Origin of the sequence: Streptomyces sp. NPDC020898, assembly GCF_044333925.1 — a bacterium.
GTDB lineage: Bacteria > Actinomycetota > Actinomycetes > Streptomycetales > Streptomycetaceae > Streptomyces.
Map to the genome: position 1 here is coordinate 19,273 of NZ_JBIRRV010000010.1, position 20,098 is coordinate 39,370.

At 72.5% G+C, this 20,098-nt stretch carries 14 protein-coding genes; 6 read left to right on the forward strand and 8 right to left on the reverse strand.

Annotated features, from left to right (window positions below; all coding sequences use genetic code 11):
• Positions 1-38: 38 nt before the first annotated feature.
• Complete coding sequence (locus tag ACH4TV_RS28675) at positions 39-1,715, reverse strand: RNA polymerase sigma factor (protein WP_398403054.1); 1,677 nt, start codon at positions 1,713-1,715, stop codon at positions 39-41.
• 286 nt (positions 1,716-2,001) lie between these two features.
• Here ACH4TV_RS28675 and ACH4TV_RS28680 point away from each other — a divergent pair, with 286 nt between their 5' ends.
• Positions 2,002-3,186, forward strand: coding sequence for a serine hydrolase domain-containing protein (locus ACH4TV_RS28680; RefSeq protein WP_398403548.1), 1,185 nt, complete (start codon positions 2,002-2,004; stop codon positions 3,184-3,186).
• On the opposite strand, the gene ACH4TV_RS28685 is transcribed toward ACH4TV_RS28680, so the two are convergent.
• Together ACH4TV_RS28685 and ACH4TV_RS28690 are read right to left on the reverse strand one after the other, a co-directional pair.
• A complete protein-coding gene (locus ACH4TV_RS28685) occupies positions 3,176-3,703 on the reverse strand; it encodes a hypothetical protein (RefSeq protein ID WP_398403056.1) in 528 nt (175 codons plus the stop codon). The genes ACH4TV_RS28680 and ACH4TV_RS28685 overlap by 11 nt on opposite strands.
• Before the next feature lie 160 nt (positions 3,704-3,863).
• On the reverse strand, positions 3,864-9,740 hold the full coding sequence (locus ACH4TV_RS28690) for a TIR domain-containing protein (RefSeq protein ID WP_398403058.1): 5,877 nt from the start codon (positions 9,738-9,740) through the stop codon (positions 3,864-3,866).
• Positions 9,741-9,875: 135 nt separating this feature from the next.
• Between ACH4TV_RS28690 and ACH4TV_RS28695 the strand changes: the two genes are divergently transcribed.
• Positions 9,876-11,168, forward strand: coding sequence for an SLC13 family permease (locus tag ACH4TV_RS28695; RefSeq protein ID WP_398403060.1), 1,293 nt, complete (start codon positions 9,876-9,878; stop codon positions 11,166-11,168).
• 19 nt (positions 11,169-11,187) lie between these two features.
• Here the strand turns inward: ACH4TV_RS28695 and ACH4TV_RS28700 are convergent, their stop codons facing one another.
• The 5 genes from ACH4TV_RS28700 to ACH4TV_RS28720 form a co-directional block, all read right to left on the reverse strand.
• Positions 11,188-12,060, reverse strand: coding sequence for an inositol monophosphatase family protein (locus tag ACH4TV_RS28700; RefSeq protein WP_398403062.1), 873 nt, complete (start codon positions 12,058-12,060; stop codon positions 11,188-11,190).
• A complete protein-coding gene (locus tag ACH4TV_RS28705) occupies positions 12,029-12,694 on the reverse strand; it encodes a hypothetical protein (RefSeq protein WP_398403064.1) in 666 nt (221 codons plus the stop codon). Before ACH4TV_RS28705 ends, ACH4TV_RS28700 begins: the two co-directional genes overlap by 32 nt.
• Before the next feature lie 34 nt (positions 12,695-12,728).
• A complete protein-coding gene (locus tag ACH4TV_RS28710; RefSeq protein WP_398403066.1) occupies positions 12,729-13,694 on the reverse strand; it encodes a hypothetical protein in 966 nt (321 codons plus the stop codon).
• A 55-nt stretch (positions 13,695-13,749) separates the two neighbouring features.
• Positions 13,750-14,193, reverse strand: a complete 444-nt coding sequence (locus ACH4TV_RS28715; RefSeq protein ID WP_398403068.1) for a hypothetical protein — start codon at positions 14,191-14,193, stop codon at positions 13,750-13,752.
• Positions 14,194-14,269: 76 nt separating this feature from the next.
• Entirely contained in the window at positions 14,270-15,709 is a 1,440-nt protein-coding gene (locus tag ACH4TV_RS28720) for a gamma-aminobutyraldehyde dehydrogenase (protein ID WP_398403070.1), read from the reverse strand.
• Between the two features lie 165 nt (positions 15,710-15,874).
• Here ACH4TV_RS28720 and ACH4TV_RS28725 point away from each other — a divergent pair, with 165 nt between their 5' ends.
• The 4 genes from ACH4TV_RS28725 to ACH4TV_RS28740 all read left to right on the forward strand — a co-directional run bounded on the left by ACH4TV_RS28725 (position 15,875) and on the right by ACH4TV_RS28740 (position 20,058).
• Positions 15,875-16,390, forward strand: a complete 516-nt coding sequence (locus ACH4TV_RS28725; protein WP_398403071.1) for an Lrp/AsnC family transcriptional regulator — start codon at positions 15,875-15,877, stop codon at positions 16,388-16,390.
• Positions 16,375-17,775: an aspartate aminotransferase family protein gene (locus ACH4TV_RS28730; RefSeq protein ID WP_398403073.1), complete on the forward strand. Its 1,401-nt coding sequence runs from the start codon at positions 16,375-16,377 to the stop codon at positions 17,773-17,775. Before ACH4TV_RS28725 ends, ACH4TV_RS28730 begins: the two co-directional genes overlap by 16 nt.
• A gap of 214 nt (positions 17,776-17,989) precedes the next feature.
• Positions 17,990-18,754 (forward strand): ABC transporter ATP-binding protein, encoded by a 765-nt coding sequence (locus ACH4TV_RS28735; protein ID WP_398403075.1) that lies wholly within the window; start codon positions 17,990-17,992, stop codon positions 18,752-18,754.
• Complete coding sequence (locus tag ACH4TV_RS28740) at positions 18,736-20,058, forward strand: hypothetical protein (RefSeq protein WP_398403077.1); 1,323 nt, start codon at positions 18,736-18,738, stop codon at positions 20,056-20,058. The genes ACH4TV_RS28735 and ACH4TV_RS28740 overlap by 19 nt, the downstream gene beginning before the upstream one ends.
• Positions 20,059-20,098: the final 40 nt, after the last annotated feature.

A 20,098-nucleotide genomic window follows, 5' to 3' on the forward strand; every position in this document is an offset into this window, starting at 1 on the left:
GGCGAGCGGGCGTCCGCCTTGCCGGACGCCTTGATGGACTACACGCGGGACGCCTGAGCCACGGTCGCCGGGTCGGACGGGGTGTCCCGGGTGACGTACTGCGGCACAGGCGTGTCGTCCTTGCCGGTGTCGCGGACCAGACCGTAGCGCGTGGCGCCCTCGGGGGGTCCGCCGGTCACGTCCGCCTCCACCTTGTCCCAGGCCGTCGGGAAGACGTTCAGGCCGTAGTCGGCGCCGCGTTCGTTCACGGTGAGGGTGACGCTGCCGTCGACGTAGAAGTACTCGTTCTGCCACATCTGCTGGGTGCCGGCCGGCAGAACGGCGTAGCCGGTGGTCGTGTTGCCCATGCCGGTGGCGGTGGTGTCGGTGCTGCTGACGCGGTCGTCCATCCGGCGGCCACCGCCCGAGGCCACGTGGAAGAGCTTGCCCTTCAGGGCGGTCCAGGTCGGCATGACGAGGCTGCCGGGCCGGTACTGCGGTGAGATCTGCCAGCGGACGAGGACATAGCCCTGGCCGGTGAGCGTCACGCTGTCCCCGCGGTGGTTCATGGTGGCGTGCGCGCCGCCGGTGCTGGTGATCCCGGACTCGGGCCGGTGCGGGAGGGGGGCAGGGCGCGTGTTCGGGTCGGGTGCCGTGTCGACGGCGTCGACGACCGTGCCGTACGGGTCGGACTTCGGCCGCGTCGCCGACGGGGAGGGCGAGGGCGATGCCGAGGGGGATGCCGACGGGGACCGGGGCGGGGCGGTGGTGGGCGCCTGGGGCTGGGGGCGGGCCGTGGGGGCCGCGATGGCCGGCGGCGGGTCCTGAGGGGGGTTCGTCACCACGTAGGCGCCGCCCGCGACGATCGTCGCCCCGGCGCTCAGGGCGACGGCCGGCTTGGTCAGGGCGCCGAGCACCTTGCCCGACCAGCCGACGGAAGCGGCGGTGGTGGCGGCGACGGCCGTCTTGCCGCCGAGGGCCAGCGACAGGGTGAAGCCGACGGGGAGCGGGACCAGTGCGATGCCGACCAGTAGGCGTTCCGCCGGTACGACGACCGCCTCGCCGGGGCTCGCGCAGTACGCGCACCCCCGGACATGCCGGGCCAGTCGCTTGCGCCAGACGGAGTCCGGGTCGCCGTCCCAGCGGGCGGTCAGTTCGCGCAGGTCGGGGCAGGCGCCGTCGAGCGCCCGGACGATTCCGCGCGAGGTCTCCAGGCGCTCCTTCATCCGCTGGACGCGTACGGCGGCGTGCTGTCTGCTGATGCCGACCGCGGCGGCGAGTTCACGCCGGGTGAGTTCGCCGGCGACCTCCAGCCACCACACGGACAGCAGCTGCCGGTCCTCGTCGTCGAGCCAGCGCACCGCCTCCGCGACCTCGCGTCGCTGCCCCTCCAACTGGAGTTTCAATACGGTGAGTTCGGCGAAGTCGGCGGCGGCCCCGGCTGTCTCATCACGCAGGGTGTCGGCCGTACGGCGACGCGCCCGGTCCCGTATCTGCCGCATCGCGATCGCGACGAGCCACGACCGGAAACTGTCCGGGTCGCGCAGCGAGCCGAGGTTGTCGACGGCCCGGAGCATGGTCTCCTGCACGACGTCGTCGACGTCCGCGTGCCCGTTCAGAGCCCGGCCGACGATGTTGTAGACCAGCGGCAGCCACCCCGCGACCAGCTCGTCCAGCGCCCGCCGGTCACCGGCCTGCGCCGCAGCGATGGTGGAACTCCACTGGCGCCCGTCCACGAAAGCCCTTTCTCGTACGTGTGTGCACCATACGTCCCCCTGTTGCACACCAGGTCTCCCAAGGAGACGGGCTGCGGGCGCCGGCGATAACAGTTTTTGGCTCCCGCCCACGCCTTCCAGGGCACGGCCCCTAGGTGCGATCCCCGACAACAGCCGTACGCGACACGCCTGTTGCCCGCACTCCGACACCAGGGTCGGCGTCCTCCTCACCGACGATCCACCCGAGCCCGTACGGATCGAGGATGTGAACATCGACACCAGCCGCCCCCAGGAGCAGCCCATGCACATGCGTACGCGCACCCGTACCCGCACCGCCTTACGCACCACCGCTCTCGCCACCGCCCTCACCCTCGCCGTGGCGGCCGGCCCGCTGGCCGTCCCCGCACTCGCCGCCTCCACGTCCGTCTCCACCCCGGTGTCAACGCAGGTCACCGGCCCCGACGCCAAGGCCTTGCGGGCCGCGATCTCCGGGCTGCCGAACGCGGACGCGACGGCCGCGCTCGTACGGGTCGGGGGCAAGGGTGCCGACTGGCGCGGCAGCGCGGGTGTGCACGACCTGGCGAGTGGGCGCCCGGCGGACCCGGACGGGCGCTTCCGGGCCGGGTCGACGACCAAGGTGGTCACGGCGGCCGTCGTGCTCCAGCTCGCGGCGGAGGGCGAGGTGGACCTCGGCCGGCCCGCCCGGCACTATCTGCCCGACGTGATCCCCGCCGCGTACAGCGAAGTGACCGTGCGCCAACTGCTCAACCACACCAGCGGTATCCCGGCCCCCGACCTCCCGGGCGACACCTTCGAGGAGGTGTACGCGCACCGCTTCGACATCCACACGGCCCGCGAGATGGTCGCCTCGGCCACCGCGAAGAAGCCCGAGTTCGTGCCGGGCACCGCGCAGCACTACCTCAACATCGGCTACACCGTGCTGGAGCTGCTGATCGAACGGCGCACCGGCCACCCGTACGCACAGGAGGCGGCCGACCGGATCTTCGGCCCGCTGGGGATGCGGAACACGTATCTCCCCGGCACCGATCCGCGCATCAGAGGGCCGCACAACCACGGCTACCAGGCCGTGCCGCGCGCGGACGGCACGACGGAGTTCCGCGATGTCACCGTGTGGGGCGCCACGGACAGCGGAGCGGCGGGGGCCATGATCTCCACGACGGCGGATCTGGAGCGGTTCCTGACGGCCCTGTTCCGCGGCCGGGTCGTGCCTCAGCCGCAGCTGGAGGAGATGTTCACCCTGCCCGCCGGGGTGTCCGGCGCCAGGATGAGCGCGGGTCTCCAGCGGGACGTCACCGCGGACGGCACGGAGATATGGGGGAAGTCGGGCGGCCGCTGGGGCTACAACACGATCATCGCCGCCACCCGCGATCTCTCCCGCGCCCTCGTCTACTCGGTCAACTCGACCGACGCGAAGGGCCGGGTCATGAATCCCGTCGCCGCGCGCGTCATCGGGGCGGCGTTCACGCGGTGACGGCCGCCGCGGTGGGCGGCGCCTGGGTGAGCGCCTCCAGCCGCTTGATCCGCTTCCGTACGGCGTACAGGGGGATCACCCCGAACACGCCGAACGACATGTCGATCACCGTCCACCAGAAGGGAATCCCCCGGATCGGCCCGCAGATCAGCGCGAGCGGAACGATCCCGGCGCAGGCGATCATGCCGAACTCGACGACCCAGATGTTGCGTACGGGGTCGCGGTAGGGCCCGTAGAAGGCGACCGCGATGACGAGGTGGGCGAAGGCCAGCCAGTCCGTGCCGTAGAGGACGAAGGGGTAGCGCGCGTCGGTGGCGTCGAGACCGTCGCGTACGCGCGCGACCCAGTCCATCAGCCCCGGCAGGTACTCGGGGACGGACAGGGCCCGCAACAGGCTCTCGGTCCAGCGCAGTTCGTGCACGAGGGGGAAGGCGGTGGCCCCGCTGAGCACCAGACAGACGACGAAGAGGACCAACCAGGCGCGGATGCCCTTGAGCAGGGCGGCTCTGTCGCTCATGGGAGCAGCGTACGCCCATAATTGAACACGTTCAAAATCGAGTGCGGCGAACGTGGACCTGGTGCAGTCGGGTGCGCAACCGCGCCCCGAAAGGGGCGCGGGGCTGTGTCGATCTGCGGCTCCGCCGCGGGGCGCGGCCGGCCCCCACCGACCTGCGAATTCAGTCCAGCGCCTCGTCCAGAGGCACCTGCCGTACCCCCGGCAGGTGGCCGTCAAGCTCGCCGGGCTCGAAGCGGCACATGCCGACCGCGTGCCAGAACTCGCCGGTGACATCGCCCTCGTACTTGTAGCCGCCGGACGGTGCCAGCGCAGCCCAGCCGCCCGGCAGGCCGACCAGGACGGCGCGGAGCGTGGCGGGGTCGCCGTCGCCCACGTTCCACAGCCGGACCGTGCCGTCCTCGCCGCCACTGGCGAGCAGGGAACCGTCGGGGCTGAAGACGACCGCCAGTACGCGGCCCGTGTGGCCGGTGAGAACGGCGCTCTCCCGGCCCGTGTCCGCGTCCCACAGCCGCACCGTCCGGTCGTCGCCGGCCGTCGCGAGCAGCGGGCGGGCCGGATGCGCAGCGGCCGTCCACAGCTTGCCGGTGTGGCCGGTGAGCCGGTGCGCGATCTCGCCGTCCCGCCAGATCACCGCCTGCCCGTCCCAGGAGGCGCTGGCCAGCCACGACCCGCCGGGCCCGAAGGCGACGGCGTACACCCGGTCGGTGTGACCGTCGAGGACGGCGGTGATCCGGTGGCCGACGACGTCCCAGAGCCGTACCTTGCGGTCGTCGCAGCCGGTGGCCAGGAGGGTGTCGTCGGAGCGGAAGGCGATCGAGCGGACCCGGCCGAAGTGCTCGGTGACGGTGGCGACATGTGCGCCGGTGGCCCGGTACCAGAGCCGTACGGTGTCGTCGTCGTTGGCGGTGGCCAGGAGTTCGCCGTCGGCGCTGAACGCCTCGGCCCACACATGGTCGGTCTCCACGTCGAGTTCGCGCTGGTACTCGCCGGTGGCCGCGTTCCACAGGTACATGTCGCCGTCGCTGCTCGCGGTGGCGAGCAGACCGTCGCCGGGGCCGAACACCGCCGAGACCAGCCGGTCGCTCTGTCCGGCCAGCTCCCGCAGCCGCCGCCCGGAGGCGGAGTGCCAGAGGCGTACGACACCGTCGTTGCCGCCCGCCGCCAGCAACGAGCCGTCGCCGCTGAAGGAGAGGGTGGCGATCCGACGGCCGTGGCCGCGCAGGATGCGCCGCCCCTGACCGGTGGCCGGGTCCCAGATCCGTACGACACCGTCGTTGCCGCCGGTGACCAGCAGCGCGCCGGCCTCCGGGGCGGGCGCGTCGCCGTGCGGCCGGAACTTGCACACCCAGACCGAGCCGCGGTGTTCCGAGGGCTGCCGGGTGAGCGGCACGGCGAGAGGCGGGCCCCCGTCGGCAGGTTCGGCGCCCGGGTCGAGCCGCCACAGCCGGACCGCGCCGGCGCTGTCCCCGGCGGCGAGCAGCGTCCCGTCGGGATCGAACAGCACCTGGTACACGGCCCCGCGGCAGCCTCCGAGCAGCCCCGCGCCGCTCCCCGCCGCCAGGTCCCACAGCCGCACCTCGCCCTCGGTGTCACCGCTCACCAGGAACCGGCCGCCGGGGTGGAAGTCGAGGGTGTAGACGCGCCCCGCGTGCCCGGTGAACGTGTGCACCACGCGCCGCCCGGCGACGTCCCACACCCGGACCGTCCCCGCCCGCCCGTCCCCCATGTCACCGGTGGCCAGCAGGGTGCCGTCGGGACTGAACCGGGCCCGGAACACAGCCCCTTGATGTCCCGTCAGCTCCCCGAGAAGCCGTCCGCTGCCGAGGTCCCACAGGCGTACGGCGGCGGAGGCGTCCCCGGTGACAAGGGTGGTGTCGTCCGGTCCGAACGCGACGGTGTAGACGGGGGCGGAGTGGCCCGGCAGCCGGTGCAGCGGCCGGCCCGAGGCGGTGTCCCACAGGGTGACGACACCGTCGGCGTCGCCGGTCGCGAGCAGCGAACCGTCCCCGTTGAGCACGACCGGCCAGACCCCGTCCGGATGAATCTCCAGCCGGTGCAGACAGCGACCGGACACCGGGTCCCACAGCCGTACGGTGCCGTCGGCGCTGCCGGTGGCGAGCACCCGGGCGCGGCACTTGACCGCGTAGACCCGGTCGGTGTGGCCCTCCAGGGTGCGCAGGGCGGTGCCGGTGACGGCGTCGCAGACCAGGACGCCGCCGTCCTCACTGCCGACGGCGAGGAGTTCGCCGTCGGGGCTGTAGGAGATCGGCTCGGGCAGTCGGCTGGTGCGCATGTCGAAGCCGTACGGCACGCCGACCGCGGAGGGCCGGAACCCGGAGTCGACCGCCATGCCGGGGGCGAACGCGGCGGACGCCAGTTCGGGGGTGCCCGTCAGGTCGGGGCCCGTCGTCGCCGAGACGAGCGCCGCCCGCTGCCACCGGCCCCCCTCGACCCGGGCGCCGGTCAGGTCCGTCCGGATCAGCCGCGCCCGGCGCAGGTCGGCCCCCCGCAGGTCGGCCCCGGTCAGATCGGCGCCGTCGAGACGGGCCCCGGTCAGCCGGGCGTCGCGCAGGACGGCGCCGGAGAGGTTCGCGCCGACCAGGCGGGCGTCGGTGAGGTCGGCGCGGGTGAGGTCGACGCCGGAGAAGTCACGGTAGGAGAGGTCCTCGCCGGCCAGGGCGGCGCCGCGCAGATCGGTGTGGGCGGGCACGCGGAGCCGGGAGAGGATCTTCACGGCGTTGGCCCGGGCGGCCTCCTCACCCCCGAGACCGCCCCCGAGCCCATCCCCGCTGCCGTTGTCGCCCGTGCCGCTCAGCGTCCGCTCGGCCCACTCCTGGCAGGCCCGGTGGTCGGCGAGGTCGCACAGGAACTCGACGGCGAGGCGGCTCAGTTGGCGCCGGCCGAGCAGCGTGCTGTCCCCGGCGGCCAGTCGCCGGGCGCACTCGCGGGCGATCAGCCACTCCACCACCGAGCCGTGGATGAACCGGAACACCCCGTCGTCGGTGCGCACCAGCAGACTGCCGGAGCCGACGGCGTGCGCGGCCTGCGGCACCGACAGCCGGCTGTCCGCGATCCCTGTCAACGTCTCGGCGACGTCGGTGAGTTCGTCGAGGCGCAGCGAGTCCTGGCCGATCTCCCACAGTCGCAGGGCGAGCGCGGTGACCGCGTCCCACAGCTGCGCCAGGCTCAGTCCGGGTGCCCGGCCGTGGCCGCCGCCGGCCCGCTGTTCCTCGAAGCGCAGCCAGGCGGTCAGCACCTCCTGGTAGAGCCCGGCGGGACTGAGCGCGCGTCCGGCCCCGGCGACCGCGCGCAGCTGGTCGTCGTCGAGGTCGGCGACGAAGCCGAGCAGCCGGGGGTTGCGGCACAGGGCGAGCAGATCGGGGATGGCGTCCAGGAGCCGCACCCGGCGCTCGGCGGCGCGTTCGTCACCGTCGTAGCGGTTGACCAGGTAGGCGTGTATCTGCCGGGGCGTGAACTCCTGGACGGCCAGCACCCGGCGGTGCGGGAGCAGACCGACGCGTTCGCCGAGCGCCGTCAGCACCTGCCCCTGGGAACGGAAGTGCTGGGTACGGCTGCTGACGACGATCTTGGCGCTGTCCACGGCGGAGTCGAGCAGCACCTGGAGCCGTTCGGCGGCCCGGTCGTACGTCACCTGGGTGACGAGTTCGTCGAAGCCGTCGAAGAGCAGCACGATCCGGCCCTGCCGGAGCATGTACCGGAAAGCGCGCAGGTCGATGTTGTCGACGCCGTGCCCGGCGAGGTGCGCGGCGACCAGCCCCTCGAAGGAGTAGGCCCGGTCGAGTGCGTTCAGCTCGATGAACAGCGGTACCAGGTGCGGGAGTTCGGCCGGGATACGGCGGGCCAGCTCGCGCAGCGCGAAGGTCTTGCCGTGCCCGAAGTCGCCGAGCAGCAGCAGGAAGCGGCCCTGGTCGGAGTCGAGGAGGCGCAGCATGTCGTCGACGAGTCCGTCACGGTCCTCGGCGTCGAGGCGCTCCACCTCCCGGTACCGCTGCGGGAGATACATGCCCGGCGGATAGCGGGGGTCGGTGCGCAGCCGTTCGCTCTGTGCGCCGACGTAGCCGCGCAGGTCCAACAGCCCCTGGAACTCGGTGAAGCTGCGTACCCGGACGCCTCGGCGGCGGGCCAGGTCGCGCAGTTCGCGGGCGGGCTGCGGGCCGTCGTGGACGAGTTCGGCCTCGGTCTCGGAGTCTGCTGCGTGGACGAGGGCCACGACCCGTTCGACGTCGTCGGCGGTCGGGGTGCCGGTGAGCACGGCGACCCGCTGCTGGCGGACGAAGCCCGACTGGTTCCAGGTGACGAGGAGTTGGGGCACCGGCCCGGCGACCGGCCGGAGCTGGGCGCCCTCGTGCCGGGTCCGGCAGACCTCGGCGACCCGGGCGAGCAGCACCTCGGCGGGCGACTGCACACCACGCGGCTCGGACTCCGGTGCGGAGGTGGCGCCGGTGTCCGGATCGTCGCCGGCCTCCGGCTCCCCGGCGCCGAACGCCCGGTGCGTCCGCCGCCATTCGACCTGGCGCCGCTCCGGCTCCCCGGGCCCCTGCCAGGCGACCAGTCCGTCCCGTCCGATGCGCAGCAGCCGGTGCCGTCCGGGCCCGAGGGCGCCGAGCAGCGGCACCTCACCGCCGGTGGTGGCCAGGGCGGTCGGCGCGCCGCCGGCCGGCCCGTGCAGCAGCAGATGCAGCCGGGGGGCGGTGAGCCGGGCCAGCACATCGGAGTCACGCAGCGGCCCCGCGCCGTCCGGGGCGCCACCGCGCAGGCCACCGCCGGTACGGCCGGTCCCCGGGGCGTGCCGCAGCGCGCCGATCCGCAGCCAGCCCTCCTCCTCGTACGGCCGCAGCGCCTGGGCGAACCAGGCGGCCTGCTCGGGTCCGACGAGGCCGTACTGGTCGTCGAGCCGATGGCTGTACGCCATGGACGAGTTGAGCCCCGCCACCACCGTGTGCAGTTCGGGCACGGGAAAGAGGGTCCAGGGCTGGTCGCTGTCGAACACGACGTCGAGCCCTTGGTACAGCTCCTGGAAGAGCCGGGCGAAGTGCCGCCACTTGGGCCAGTACGGCGGCCGGGGCGGCATCTCGTCGGCCTCGCAGGTGCTGAAGTAGGCCCGGCAGGCGGCCAGGTTGACGTCCTGGCCGCCGGGGACGAGGGCGACCCGGTGGGGTTCGAGGCCGAGCAGCGCCCGTAGTCCGGTGAGGAAGGCGAGCGCCTGGTCGAACTCCCGAGGGCTGCCGGAGGCGGTCAGGTCACCGGTGACCACCAGCAGGTCGGGCGCGGGCGCCCCGGCGTCGGCGAGCTCGACCAGGTCGCCCCAGATCGCCGCCTGCAACTCGGCCGGATCCTGCCCCCGACCGAAGGCGGGCCCGGCCAGCTGGAGGACGGTGGCCGCCTCCCGCGCCCGCCCGTCCCCGGCGACCCGCGGATACACCGGCGGCGCGGCGGGCCTGCGCCGCCCTGCCCAGCCGGGCCGCCCGAGCGGCCGACCGGACGACGCGGCCGGTTCGGCGGGCGTGGACGGGGACCGACCCGGGGTCGACCTGCCCTCGCCGCCCGGGTATTCGGGGCGCAGGGTCGGCCGCGCACGTCCGTCGAGGGCCTGCCGTACCCGGGTGAGGAGGAGCTCACGGGCGGCGGCCGGGTCGACGACCGGCACCAGATCGACGTAGGTGATGGTGGCGAGCAGCCCCTCCACCGGGATGTCCTCGACCCGCACGGTGAGCAGCCGGCTCTCCGGGGCGTCCGGGTCGGCGCGCAGCGCGGCCTGCCACTCCATCCGGCCGTAGCGGGAGCGCTCGTAGTTGCGCGAGAGTACGGCGATCACGGCGGCGGACTCGGAGACACCCCGGTCCATGAAGTCGACGAAGTTGGTGCCCGGCACGAAGTCCCAGGCCTGGAGCACCGTGCGGTACCCGGCCTCCTCCAGAGTCCAGGCGATCCAGGACGCCCAGCGTTCGTCGGCGGGCGAGTAACTGACGAAGAAGTCCAGCGGTCCGGTGTCACCGGCAGTCTGACGAGCCCCCATAGCATTCATCATGCAATGAACGAGCATCGAAATGGGCTGCTTTCACAGCCACACTCCTGGCCGGATCCCTCCGACGACGAAACGGCCGGACACCCCCTGGTCACACCGTGGCACAAGTGTGCGACCCTTCCCACCGTGCGTTTCCTTCGGCGTCTGCATGTGCTGGACCGGGTGGCGATCGGTCTCCTCGCGACCGGACTGGTGTGCGTGGCCACGGGCCTGCTGCCGACGGGGCAGGCGTCCGACGCGATGTCCCGGATCGCCCCGCTGCTGGCCTTCCTGGCCACGGTGATCGTGCTGGCCGAGCTGACCAGCAGGGCCGAGGTGTTCGACGTGGTGGCGGCCCGTGTGGCCCGGGCGGGCCGGGGCAGCTACGCGCTCCTCTTCCTCCTGTGCGTGGCGTTCGCCTCGGTGACGACGATCGTCCTGAACCTGGACACGACCGCCGTACTGCTGACGCCGGTGATGCTGGCCCTGGCGGTCCGGATCGGCATCTCGCCGGTCCCGCTGGCGATGACCACGGTCTGGCTGGCCAACACGGCCAGCCTTCTCCTCCCGGTCTCCAACCTCACGAACCTGCTGGCCGCCGACCGGGTGGCCCTGTCCCCCCTGGGCCTGGCCGGCCGCATGTGGGCACCCCAGCTGGCGGCCATCGGGGTCACCATGGCCTGCCTGTGGGTGTTCTTCTGGCGGAAGGGCAAGCGGGGTGAGGGCGCACCGGCTGCGGTCCCCCCGATCGGCGGCCCGGGGGCGGCGCGTGCCACCGACGTACGACCGACCGACACGCCGAACGTACCGGCGACGCCGGCCGCCGACCGCTATGTGCCGCCCAAGGTGCACCGGCCCGCCGACCCCGTGCTCTTCCGCGTCTGCGCGGTCGCCTGTGCCGGTTTCCTGCTGGCGACCCTCGTGGCCGACGTGGAGTTGTGGGTGGCGTCCGCGACGGCCGCGGTCGTCACCGTCGGGGTCTTCGCGCTGCGCCGCCGCTCGGAGCTGCGGCTGTCGCTGATTCCGTGGCGGCTGCTGGTGATGGTCCCCGGGATGTTCCTGGTGGTGGAGGCGGTCAACGCCAACGGGCTGCACGACCTGCTGGCCTCGGCGATCGGCCAGGACGGCGGCATCGTGGGCATGATCCGGGCGGCGGCGGTCGGCGGCGGTCTGTCCAACGTCCTGAACAACCTCCCCGTCTACCTCGCCGGAGAGGGCGCCGTCTCCCCCGCCAACCACGACCAGCTGCTCGCCCTCCTGGTGGGCACCAACGCGGGCCCGGTGATCACCCCCTGGGCCTCACTCGCCACGCTGCTCTGGTACGAACGCTGCCACGCGTACGGCGTACGGGTGCCGGTCGCGCGGCTGATGGGAACCGGCGCGGTCCTGGCCGTCGCCTCGGTGACGGCGTCGGTCGCGGCCCTGACACTGACCCGGTAGCCGCCCCCGTTCCCGTCCCTCAGACCATGTCCCCCAGCTCGGCCCGTGCCACCAGCTCCAGCAGCTGCGGCAGGACGTCCGGCCGGGCCGCGACGAAGCAACGCCCGGTGTCCGGTCCGGTGAAGCCGCCGCCGAACTCGCGGCCGTCCAGGTGCCGTACGGCCATCCCGGCCTCGCGGGCCAGCAGCGCGCCGGCCGGCAGGTCGATCGCCTCGGCGCGGTAGCCCACGAACCCGTCGATGTCCCCCCGGGCCAGCATCGTCCAGGCCAGCAGCGGTGCCCACAGCTGGAGCAGCCTCCGGCTCCGGATCTCCAGCGTGTGCCGCAGCGCGCGGGCGGCGGGGTCGTCGCGGCGCACCGCGTGCCCCTGGGTCCAGGCCAGCAGCGGCCCCGCCGCCGACAGCGCGCGGGCGACGGGGGCCGCGACGAGCCGGCCGTCCGGTCCGTGGGCGCCGCCGCCGTGCAGCGCCGACCAGGTCCGTCCGGTCACCGGGTCGTGCACCACACCGACGACCGGCGCCCCGTCGACACACAGGGCGATGCCGACGACGTACACGGGCAGCCCGATCACCACGTTGTTGCTGCCGTCGAGGGGGTCCACCAGCCACGTACGACCGTCGTCCGAGCCGGTACCGAGCTCCCCGGCCTCCTCCGCGAGGATCCGGTCGTGCGGGAAGCTCGCCCGGATGCGGTCCACCACGAGGCGTTCGGCGGCCAGGTCCAGGTCGGTGACCACATCGCCGAGTTCACCCTTGGGGCGGGCGGCGAAACCGTCCGGGAAGCGGGAGCGCAGCAGCGCGCCGGCCTCCTCGGCGGCGGCCACCGCCGTACGGCACTCGGCGGTGAAGGAGGCCGATGCGTCAGTCGAGGAGTGGCGTGGAGTCGGGCTCATGGATCCTCCTGAGGGCGGCCCGGGCGATCCGGACGGTCTGGTGCGGGTCGCACAGCGCGCGGACCATCCGGTGGCCCCGGGCCTGCAACGGGCCCAGGGAGAGGTCTGCCCGGCCGGGGAGCGTCCGCCCCAGCACCAGGGTGGCGGCCGGACGGCCCTCCGGCACCACCGTGGTGTGGAATTCACCCGCCGGAAGGCGATAGGTCTGGCCTTGTGAGCTCGTCTGTTCGGTGCCGGGCCGGCAGCGCACCAGCCGTTCGGTCGGCCGCAGTTCGTCCACTCCCGACGGTTCGCTGTGCACCTCGAACACCCGGTGGGTGGGCCGCTCTGTCTCCTCGCGGACCCCCATCCGCCGGTTGCCCAGCCGCCCGTACAGCACGGTGCTGGTCAACTCCCAGCTGTGCGAGTGGACCTGATGATCCGTCAGTACGGGGTCGGCCGGTCCGAAGACATGGACGCAGACCCCCCGGGGACCGTCGCGCAGGACGGGCAGACAGACGAATCCCAGGGGGTGACGTACCGCGCGCAGCGCTCGGCGGCCCGCGGCGATCTCTTCCAGTTCCGACGCGGCGTACCGCATCGACTCGGCGGCGACTCCCTGCCGTGCGGCCCGTTCCAGGGCCGGGTAGTCCATCGCTTCCCCCCTGCAGCCCCTGGCATGACGGCGCTCACCCGCGGTAGGGATCCTCCGCCCGGAGCGCCCTGTCGATGATGTCGCCGACGTCACGGTCGGTGAAACTCGCCGGCAGTGGCAGGCCCAGCCGGTCCAGCAGGCGTCTGACCTCGTCCACGGTCGGCTCGTCGCCGAGCGGCGTGGCCTCCCGCAGATCGAGCTTGACCGCCTGCTCGCGGCTCTGGTGCAACTCGGTGACGTAGTAGTCGTACAGGGGCCGCCCCCGCTCCACGTACAGGCTCACGCGGCGCGGGTCGTCCTGGGTGATGATCAGACAGGTGTCGGACAGGTCGAAGCGCAGCGTCGGGGCCACCGAGGACAGGTGCACGTCGATCTCCAGCGTGTCGAGGCGCTGCCGGTGCCAGGCGGCGGCGACCACGGTGGCGTACGCCTCCTTGCGGGTGCGTTCGGGGGTCCACTCCGTGAACGCGCCGCCCTCCTGGCGGTGGCCGAAGGTGCGCCGGAAGCGCGCGTACGCCGTGCAGACCCGGTCGTCGGCCGGATTGACGATGTCGATCTTCATGCTGAGCGAGCGGCGCTGCCGCTGCGCCTCCAGGACGCACTCGGGCAGGGTGACCGCGCGCAGATAGGTGCCGGTGCCGCCCTTGAACACCCAGCGGGAGGCGGAGTGCCGGGCCTGCTCGTGCGCGAGGCCCACCTCCGCGCCGGACAGGGTGCGCACCATGGCCAGATCCTCGATGGCCCGGCTGGTGCCGCCGGTCGCGGCCCGGATGTCGGCCATCCGGCGGCGGCGCTCGGTCAGCGAGCCGTAGACCAGTGCGGCCAGGACCAGCAGGATGGCGCCGGAGACGATGTTGTCGTCGAAGTCCTTGTCCAGGATGTCCATCGTCCCGATGACCAGGGCGACCCCGATGGCGACGACACCGTCCGCGTTGCGGACCGCCCACGCGATCCAGTTCTCCAGCCGGCGCCCGGACGGCTGAGGTGTGCTGCGTGTCACGTCCCACCCTCCCCCGACGGCGACCTCCATGGTAGGAGCAACCGTGTCCCGGCAGCTACGGGGCGTCGACCGTCGGGACGGGGGCCGGTGCGGCGGTCGGCGAGACCGGTGCGGGCGTGGGGGCGGAGGGTTCGGCCGGGGCGGCCAAGGAGGGCTGGAGGCTCTCGGGCACGGTCGACGACGACGGCGTGGACGCGGTCGAGGGCGTGCTCGACGGGGCGCCGCTCACGCGCGGCGGGGCGAGGGGGACCGTCGGGGAGGTGGGCGCGTCGGACACCGTCGCGCGAAACGGCAGGGCGACGAGGACACCGACGGCGCACGCGAGACCGACGCCGACGCCGGCCGAGGTGCGCAGGAGGCGGCGCCTGGAAGCACGGCGCCGGACCGCCTCGTACCGGCCGACGGGCGGGCCGAGATACTCGGTGCCGGCCCGCAGGATGACGGCGAGGGGGTCGTCGGGATCGAAATCCGGACCGTCGTCGTCAAGTCGCGTGGTCACACTTCTCCTCATCACAGCCGGCCCCGGACGGAACACTCCCGTCCGGGGCCGCGCGCTCACCTGAACGAGCCGATCGTCAGGCGTCGAGCGACGTCATCACATGCTTGATCCGCGTGTAGTCGTCGAACCCGTACCCCGAGAGGTCCTTGCCGTAGCCGGACTTCTTGAAGCCGCCGTGGGGCATCTCCGCGACCAGCGGGATGTGGGTGTTGATCCACACGCAGCCGAAGTCCAGGACCTTCGACATCCGCATCGCACGCGAGTGGTCCTTCGTCCACACCGAGGACGCGAGGGCGTAGTCCACACCGTTGGCCCACTCCACGGCCTGCGCCTCGTCCGTGAAGGACTGGACGGTGATGACCGGTCCGAAGACCTCGTTCTGGATGATCTCGTCGTCCTGCTTCAGACCGGACACGACTGTGGCGGCGTAGAAGTAGCCCTTCTCGCCGACCCGGTGGCCGCCCGCCTCCACCTTCGCGTGGGCGGGCAGCCGCTCGACGAACCCGGAGACCTGCTTGAGCTGGTTCGCGTTGTTGAGCGGCCCGTACAGCACGTCCTCGTCGTCCGGCAGGCCGGTCTTCGTGTCGGCGGCGGCCTTCGCCAGCGCGGTCACGAACTCGTCGTGGATGGACGCCTGGACGAGGACGCGGGTGGCCGCCGTACAGTCCTGACCCGCGTTGAAGAAGCCCGCGACCGAGATGTCCTCGACCGCCTTGGCGATGTCGGTGTCCTCGAAGACCACGACGGGCGCCTTGCCGCCCAGCTCCAGGTGGACGCGCTTGACGTCCTTCGCTGCGGACTCGGCGACCTGCATACCGGCGCGCACGGAACCCGTGATCGACGCCATGGCCGGCGTCCTGTGCTCGACCATCAGCCGGCCGGTGTCGCGGTCACCGGTGATGACGTTGAAGACACCCTTGGGCAGGATCGCGCCGATGATCTCGGCGATGAGAACCGTGGACGCGGGAGTCGTGTCCGACGGCTTCAGCACCACCGTGTTGCCGGCCGCGATCGCCGGGGCGAACTTCCATACGGCCATCATCATCGGGTAGTTCCAGGGCGCGACCTGCGCGCAGACCCCGACCGGCTCGCGCCGGACGATCGACGTCATGCCCTCCATGTACTCGCCGGCGGACCGCCCCTCCAGCATCCGGGCCGCACCCGCGAAGAAGCGGATCTGGTCCACCATCGGCGGGATCTCCTCGGACCGGGTGAGCCCGATCGGCTTGCCGGTGTTCTCCACCTCGGCCGCGATCAGCTCCTCGGCCCGCTCCTCGAACGCGTCCGCGATCTTCAGGAGGGCCCGCTGCCGCTCGGCCGGCGTCTGGTCGCGCCAGGCGGGGAACGCGGCGGCGGCCGCCGCCATGGCGGCGTCGACGTCCGACTGCCCGGACAGCGGCGCGCTCGCGTACGCCTCGCCCGTCGAGGGGTTGACCACCTCGGTGGTCCGCCCGTCGGCGGCGTCCCGGAACTCACCATCGATGTAGTTGCGCAGACGACGCAGCTCGGTGCTCACTGCCGGCCCTCCAGGTTCAGGTGTCCATTGACTGAGACACCCACCCTATTCCGCAGTCCGACGTTTTCAACACCCCCGATCCCCCGCAGGCTGCGAAATCCGCAAGCAAAGCGCCCGCTGGCAACGAATTTCATCGATCGAACCTTGCGAAACCGTCGACTCCTCGTGCACAGTGAGCCTGTGGCCAGTCGAAGCGCAGAGCACAAGGACTCCCGCGAGTCCAGGAGCGGCACTCCCCAGCTGGACGCCGTCTCCCTCGCCATCATCGAGCAGCTCCAGGAGGACGGCCGCCGTCCGTACGCCGCGATCGGCAAGGCCGTCGGCCTGTCGGAGGCGGCCGTGCGCCAGCGTGTCCAGAAGCTGCTCGACCAGGGCGTGATGCAGATCGTCGCCGTCACGGACCCGCTCACCGTGGGCTTCCGCAGGCAGGCGATGGTCGGCGTCCACGTCGAGGGCGACCTGGACCCGGTGGCCGACGCGCTGAGCGCCATGCCGGAAGTCGAGTACGTGGTGATGACAGCGGGTTCGTTCGACATCCTCGCCGAGATCGTCTGCGAGGACGACGACCACCTGCTGGAGGTCATCAACAAACGCATGCGGGCCCTGCCCGGCGTGCGCTCCACCGAGAGCTTCGTCTACCTCAAGCTCAAGAAGCAGACCTACATGTGGGGAACCCGATAACCGTGACCACCGAGTCCACCGACAGTCCCAAGGACCTCAGCCGCACCGCGTACGACCACCTGTGGATGCACTTCACCCGCATGTCCTCGTACGAGAACGCCCCCGTCCCCACGATCGTCCGGGGCGAGGGCACCTACATCTACGACGACAAGGGCCGGCGCTACCTCGACGGTCTGGCAGGTCTGTTCGTGGTCCAGGCCGGTCACGGCCGCGTCGAGCTGGCCGAGGCCGCCTTCAAGCAGGCGCAGGAGCTGGCCTTCTTCCCGGTGTGGTCGTACGCCCACCCGAAGGCGGTGGAGCTGGCGGAACGTCTGGCCGACTACGCGCCGGGCGACCTCAACAAGGTCTTCTTCACCACCGGTGGCGGCGAGGCCGTCGAGACCGCCTGGAAGCTCGCCAAGCAGTACTTCAAGCTGGTCGGCAAGCCCACCAAGTACAAGGTCATCTCGCGTGCCGTCGCCTACCACGGCACCCCGCAGGGCGCCCTGTCCATCACCGGCCTGCCCGCTCTGAAGGCCCCCTTCGAGCCTCTGGTCCCCGGCGCCCACAAGGTCCCGAACACCAACATCTACCGCGCCCCGCTCTTCGGCGACGACCCGGAGGCCTACGGCCGCTGGGCCGCCGACCAGATCGAGCAGGAGATCCTCTTCGAGGGCGCGGACACGGTGGCCGCGGTCTTCCTTGAGCCGGTCCAGAACGCCGGCGGCTGTTTCCCGCCCCCGCCCGGCTACTTCCAGCGGGTCCGCGAGATCTGCGACCGCCACGACGTCCTTCTCGTCTCCGACGAGGTCATCTGCGCCTTCGGCCGCCTCGGCACGATGTTCGCGTGCGACAAGTTCGACTACGTGCCGGACATGATCACCTGCGCCAAGGGCATGACCTCGGGCTACTCCCCGATCGGCGCCTGCATCATCTCGGACCGCCTCGCCGAGCCGTTCTACAAGGGTGACAACACCTTCCTGCACGGCTACACGTTCGGCGGCCACCCGGTGTCGGCGGCCGTGGGCCTGGCGAACCTCGATCTGTTCGAGCGCGAGGGCCTCAACCAGCATGTGCTGGACAACGAGGGCGCGTTCCGCTCGACCCTGGAGAAGCTGTACGACCTGCCGATCGTCGGCGACGTCCGCGGCAACGGCTTCTTCTACGGCATCGAACTGGTCAAGGACAAGACGACCAAGGAGTCCTTCGACGCGGAGGAGACGGAACGTATCCTCTACGGCTTCCTCTCCAAGGCCCTCTTCGAGAACGGCCTGTACTGCCGTGCCGACGACCGCGGCGACCCGGTCGTCCAGCTCGCCCCGCCGCTGATCTCGAACCAGGAGACGTTCGACGAGATCGAGCAGATCCTGCGCGCGACCCTGACGGAGGCGTGGACGAAGTTGTAAGGCCTGTCCGGCGATCCGGCTTGTCCGGCTGACGGTTCAGCTGTTCATACGGCCCGGGTACACCCGTAGGAGTGAGAACGGGCGTACCCGGGCCGTGTGCTGTCCGGCCCCGCGCCACCGAATACCTAGCGTGCCTGTAACCGATCGGCCCTGCCTTCGTTCCCCCGCACGGGGGATTGGCACGGCAAAACGGATCTGAACCGAGGTGTACGCGATGGTGGCCCCGCCGGACAACGACGTGCTCTGGGCACGCGCCCTGCACTTCCAGCACGAGGACGGCTCGCCCGCGCTGAGCGGTGTCTCGCTCGGTGTGCGCGAGGGCGAGATCCTCGCCGTCAGCGGTCCGCGCGGCAGCGGCAAGACGACCCTGCTGCGCTGCCTCTCGGGCCTGGTACGACCGCTGCGGGGCGAGGTCTGGTTCAACAGCGTGCCCGTGCACACGATGGGCCCGCTCTCCCGGGAACGGCTGCGCCGCGACCGGTTCGGCTGGATCGACCCGGCCCCCGTCCTCGTACCGGAACTGAACGTCTGGGAGAACGCGGCCCTGCCCCTCATGCTGCGCGGCACCAGCCGCGGGCGGGCCAGGACGGCGGCCATGGAGTGGCTGGAGCGCCTGGACATCGGCGACCGGGCCCGCAAACGCCCGTACGAGCTGCGCCAGTCCGAACGCCAGCGCGTCTCGATCGCCCGGGCCCTGGCCTCAGCGCCCACGGTCCTCTTCGCGGACGAACCGACGGCGCCCCTGTACCGGGCGGACCGGGCCCAGGTGCTGCGGACCCTGACGACAGCGGCCCGCTCGCACGGCATCACGGTGGTCCTGGCGACACACGACGCGGACACGGCGGCGCTGGCGGACCGCACGGTCCCGCTGCTCGACGGGCGGCGCGTGAACACCGTCCATCTGCCCCCGGTCGACGGAACGGGGCCCGGGAACGAGACGGACACGGAAGGCCGAGCCGCGTGCTCGCTCTCCGTCTAGCCCGCGGCTCCCAGCCGGCCGTCCAGTTCCGCCGTCTGCTGGTCGCGACGGCGTCGGCGGCCACGGGCTTCCTCCTCCTGTCCACCCTGGGCCACGCCCTCGCCCACCAGGACACCCCCGGCGGCTCGGCCCTGCGCCTGGCCTGGTGCGTCGCACCCCTCGCGGCCACGGTGTACTTCGCGGTGACCGTCGCACGTACCGACCCCGGCACGCGACCGCGCCCCGGCCTGTCGGCGATCGGCCTGGGCCCGGCCCGTCTGATGGCGATCTCGGCCACGACCACGGCCCTCTCCTGCCTGCTGGGCTCGATGCTGGCCCTCCTGCTCTTCCTCCATCTGCGGGGCGACCTCACCGGCATGCCGTTCGACGGCGACGCGGCAGCCTTCCTGGCCGCGGACCAGCCCCTCCCCCTCCCTGCCGCCCTGACCCTGCTGACCCTGGTCCCGGTGGCGGCGTCCTTGTCGGTCGCCCTGCTGCTGCGCCCCCGGGAAACCTGCCGGGCAGCGCCCCAAGGCCGCAAAGCTGCGGGCAGCAGTGCCGTTGGGGCGGCGCCCGTCCCACAGCGAGGCGGCACCCCGTCAGCGCCGGGCAGCGCGTCCCACCTCCCAGCACCCACCCCGGGCACCTCCAGCGACCCCGCCCAGGAACCCAACCTCACCAGCACCGACCCGCACCCCCTCCCCGCCCCCCGCCCGACCCCCCGAGAGCTCCCCTGGGGTATCGCGGTGCTGGCCGCGGGCCTCGCCGTGGAGGCGTACGCCGGCCGGGACACCACCGCCACCGGCCTCGCCATGCCCGGCGGAGCCACCGGCAGCCCCGCCGCCGTACTGGTCGGCTGGACCCTCACCGCCCTGGGCCTCGCCCTCGCCGGCCCCGGCCTCACCCACCTCTGCGGACGCCTGCTCCAGGCCGTCCGCCCCGGCGCCCTCCGCCTCCTGGCCGGCCGCGTCCTCATGGAGGAGGCGACCCGCATCGGCCGCCCGCTGGGCGTCGTCTGCGCGGTGGCGTCGGGCGCGTACGCCATGATCGTGCTCTACGACGACGCTGCCGACGACCCGTCCCTCGGCCCCCTGACCACTCTGGGTGCCCTGGTCGTGGCGGGCGCCACCGTCGCCGCGCTCCTCACGGCCGCCGCGGAGGCCAGACACGCCCGCGCGGACACCACGGCGGCCCTGCTCCGCCTGGGCGCCCCGGCCACGACGCTGCGCACCGCCGCCGCCCTGCGCGCGGGCGCCCTCCTCGCCCTGTTCGCCCCGCTGACCCTCGTGATCGCGGAGCTGGCCGCCCTGCCGCTGGCCGCCTGAAAACCCGTACGAAAAAAGTCCGCACCCGCCGATGAGTTCC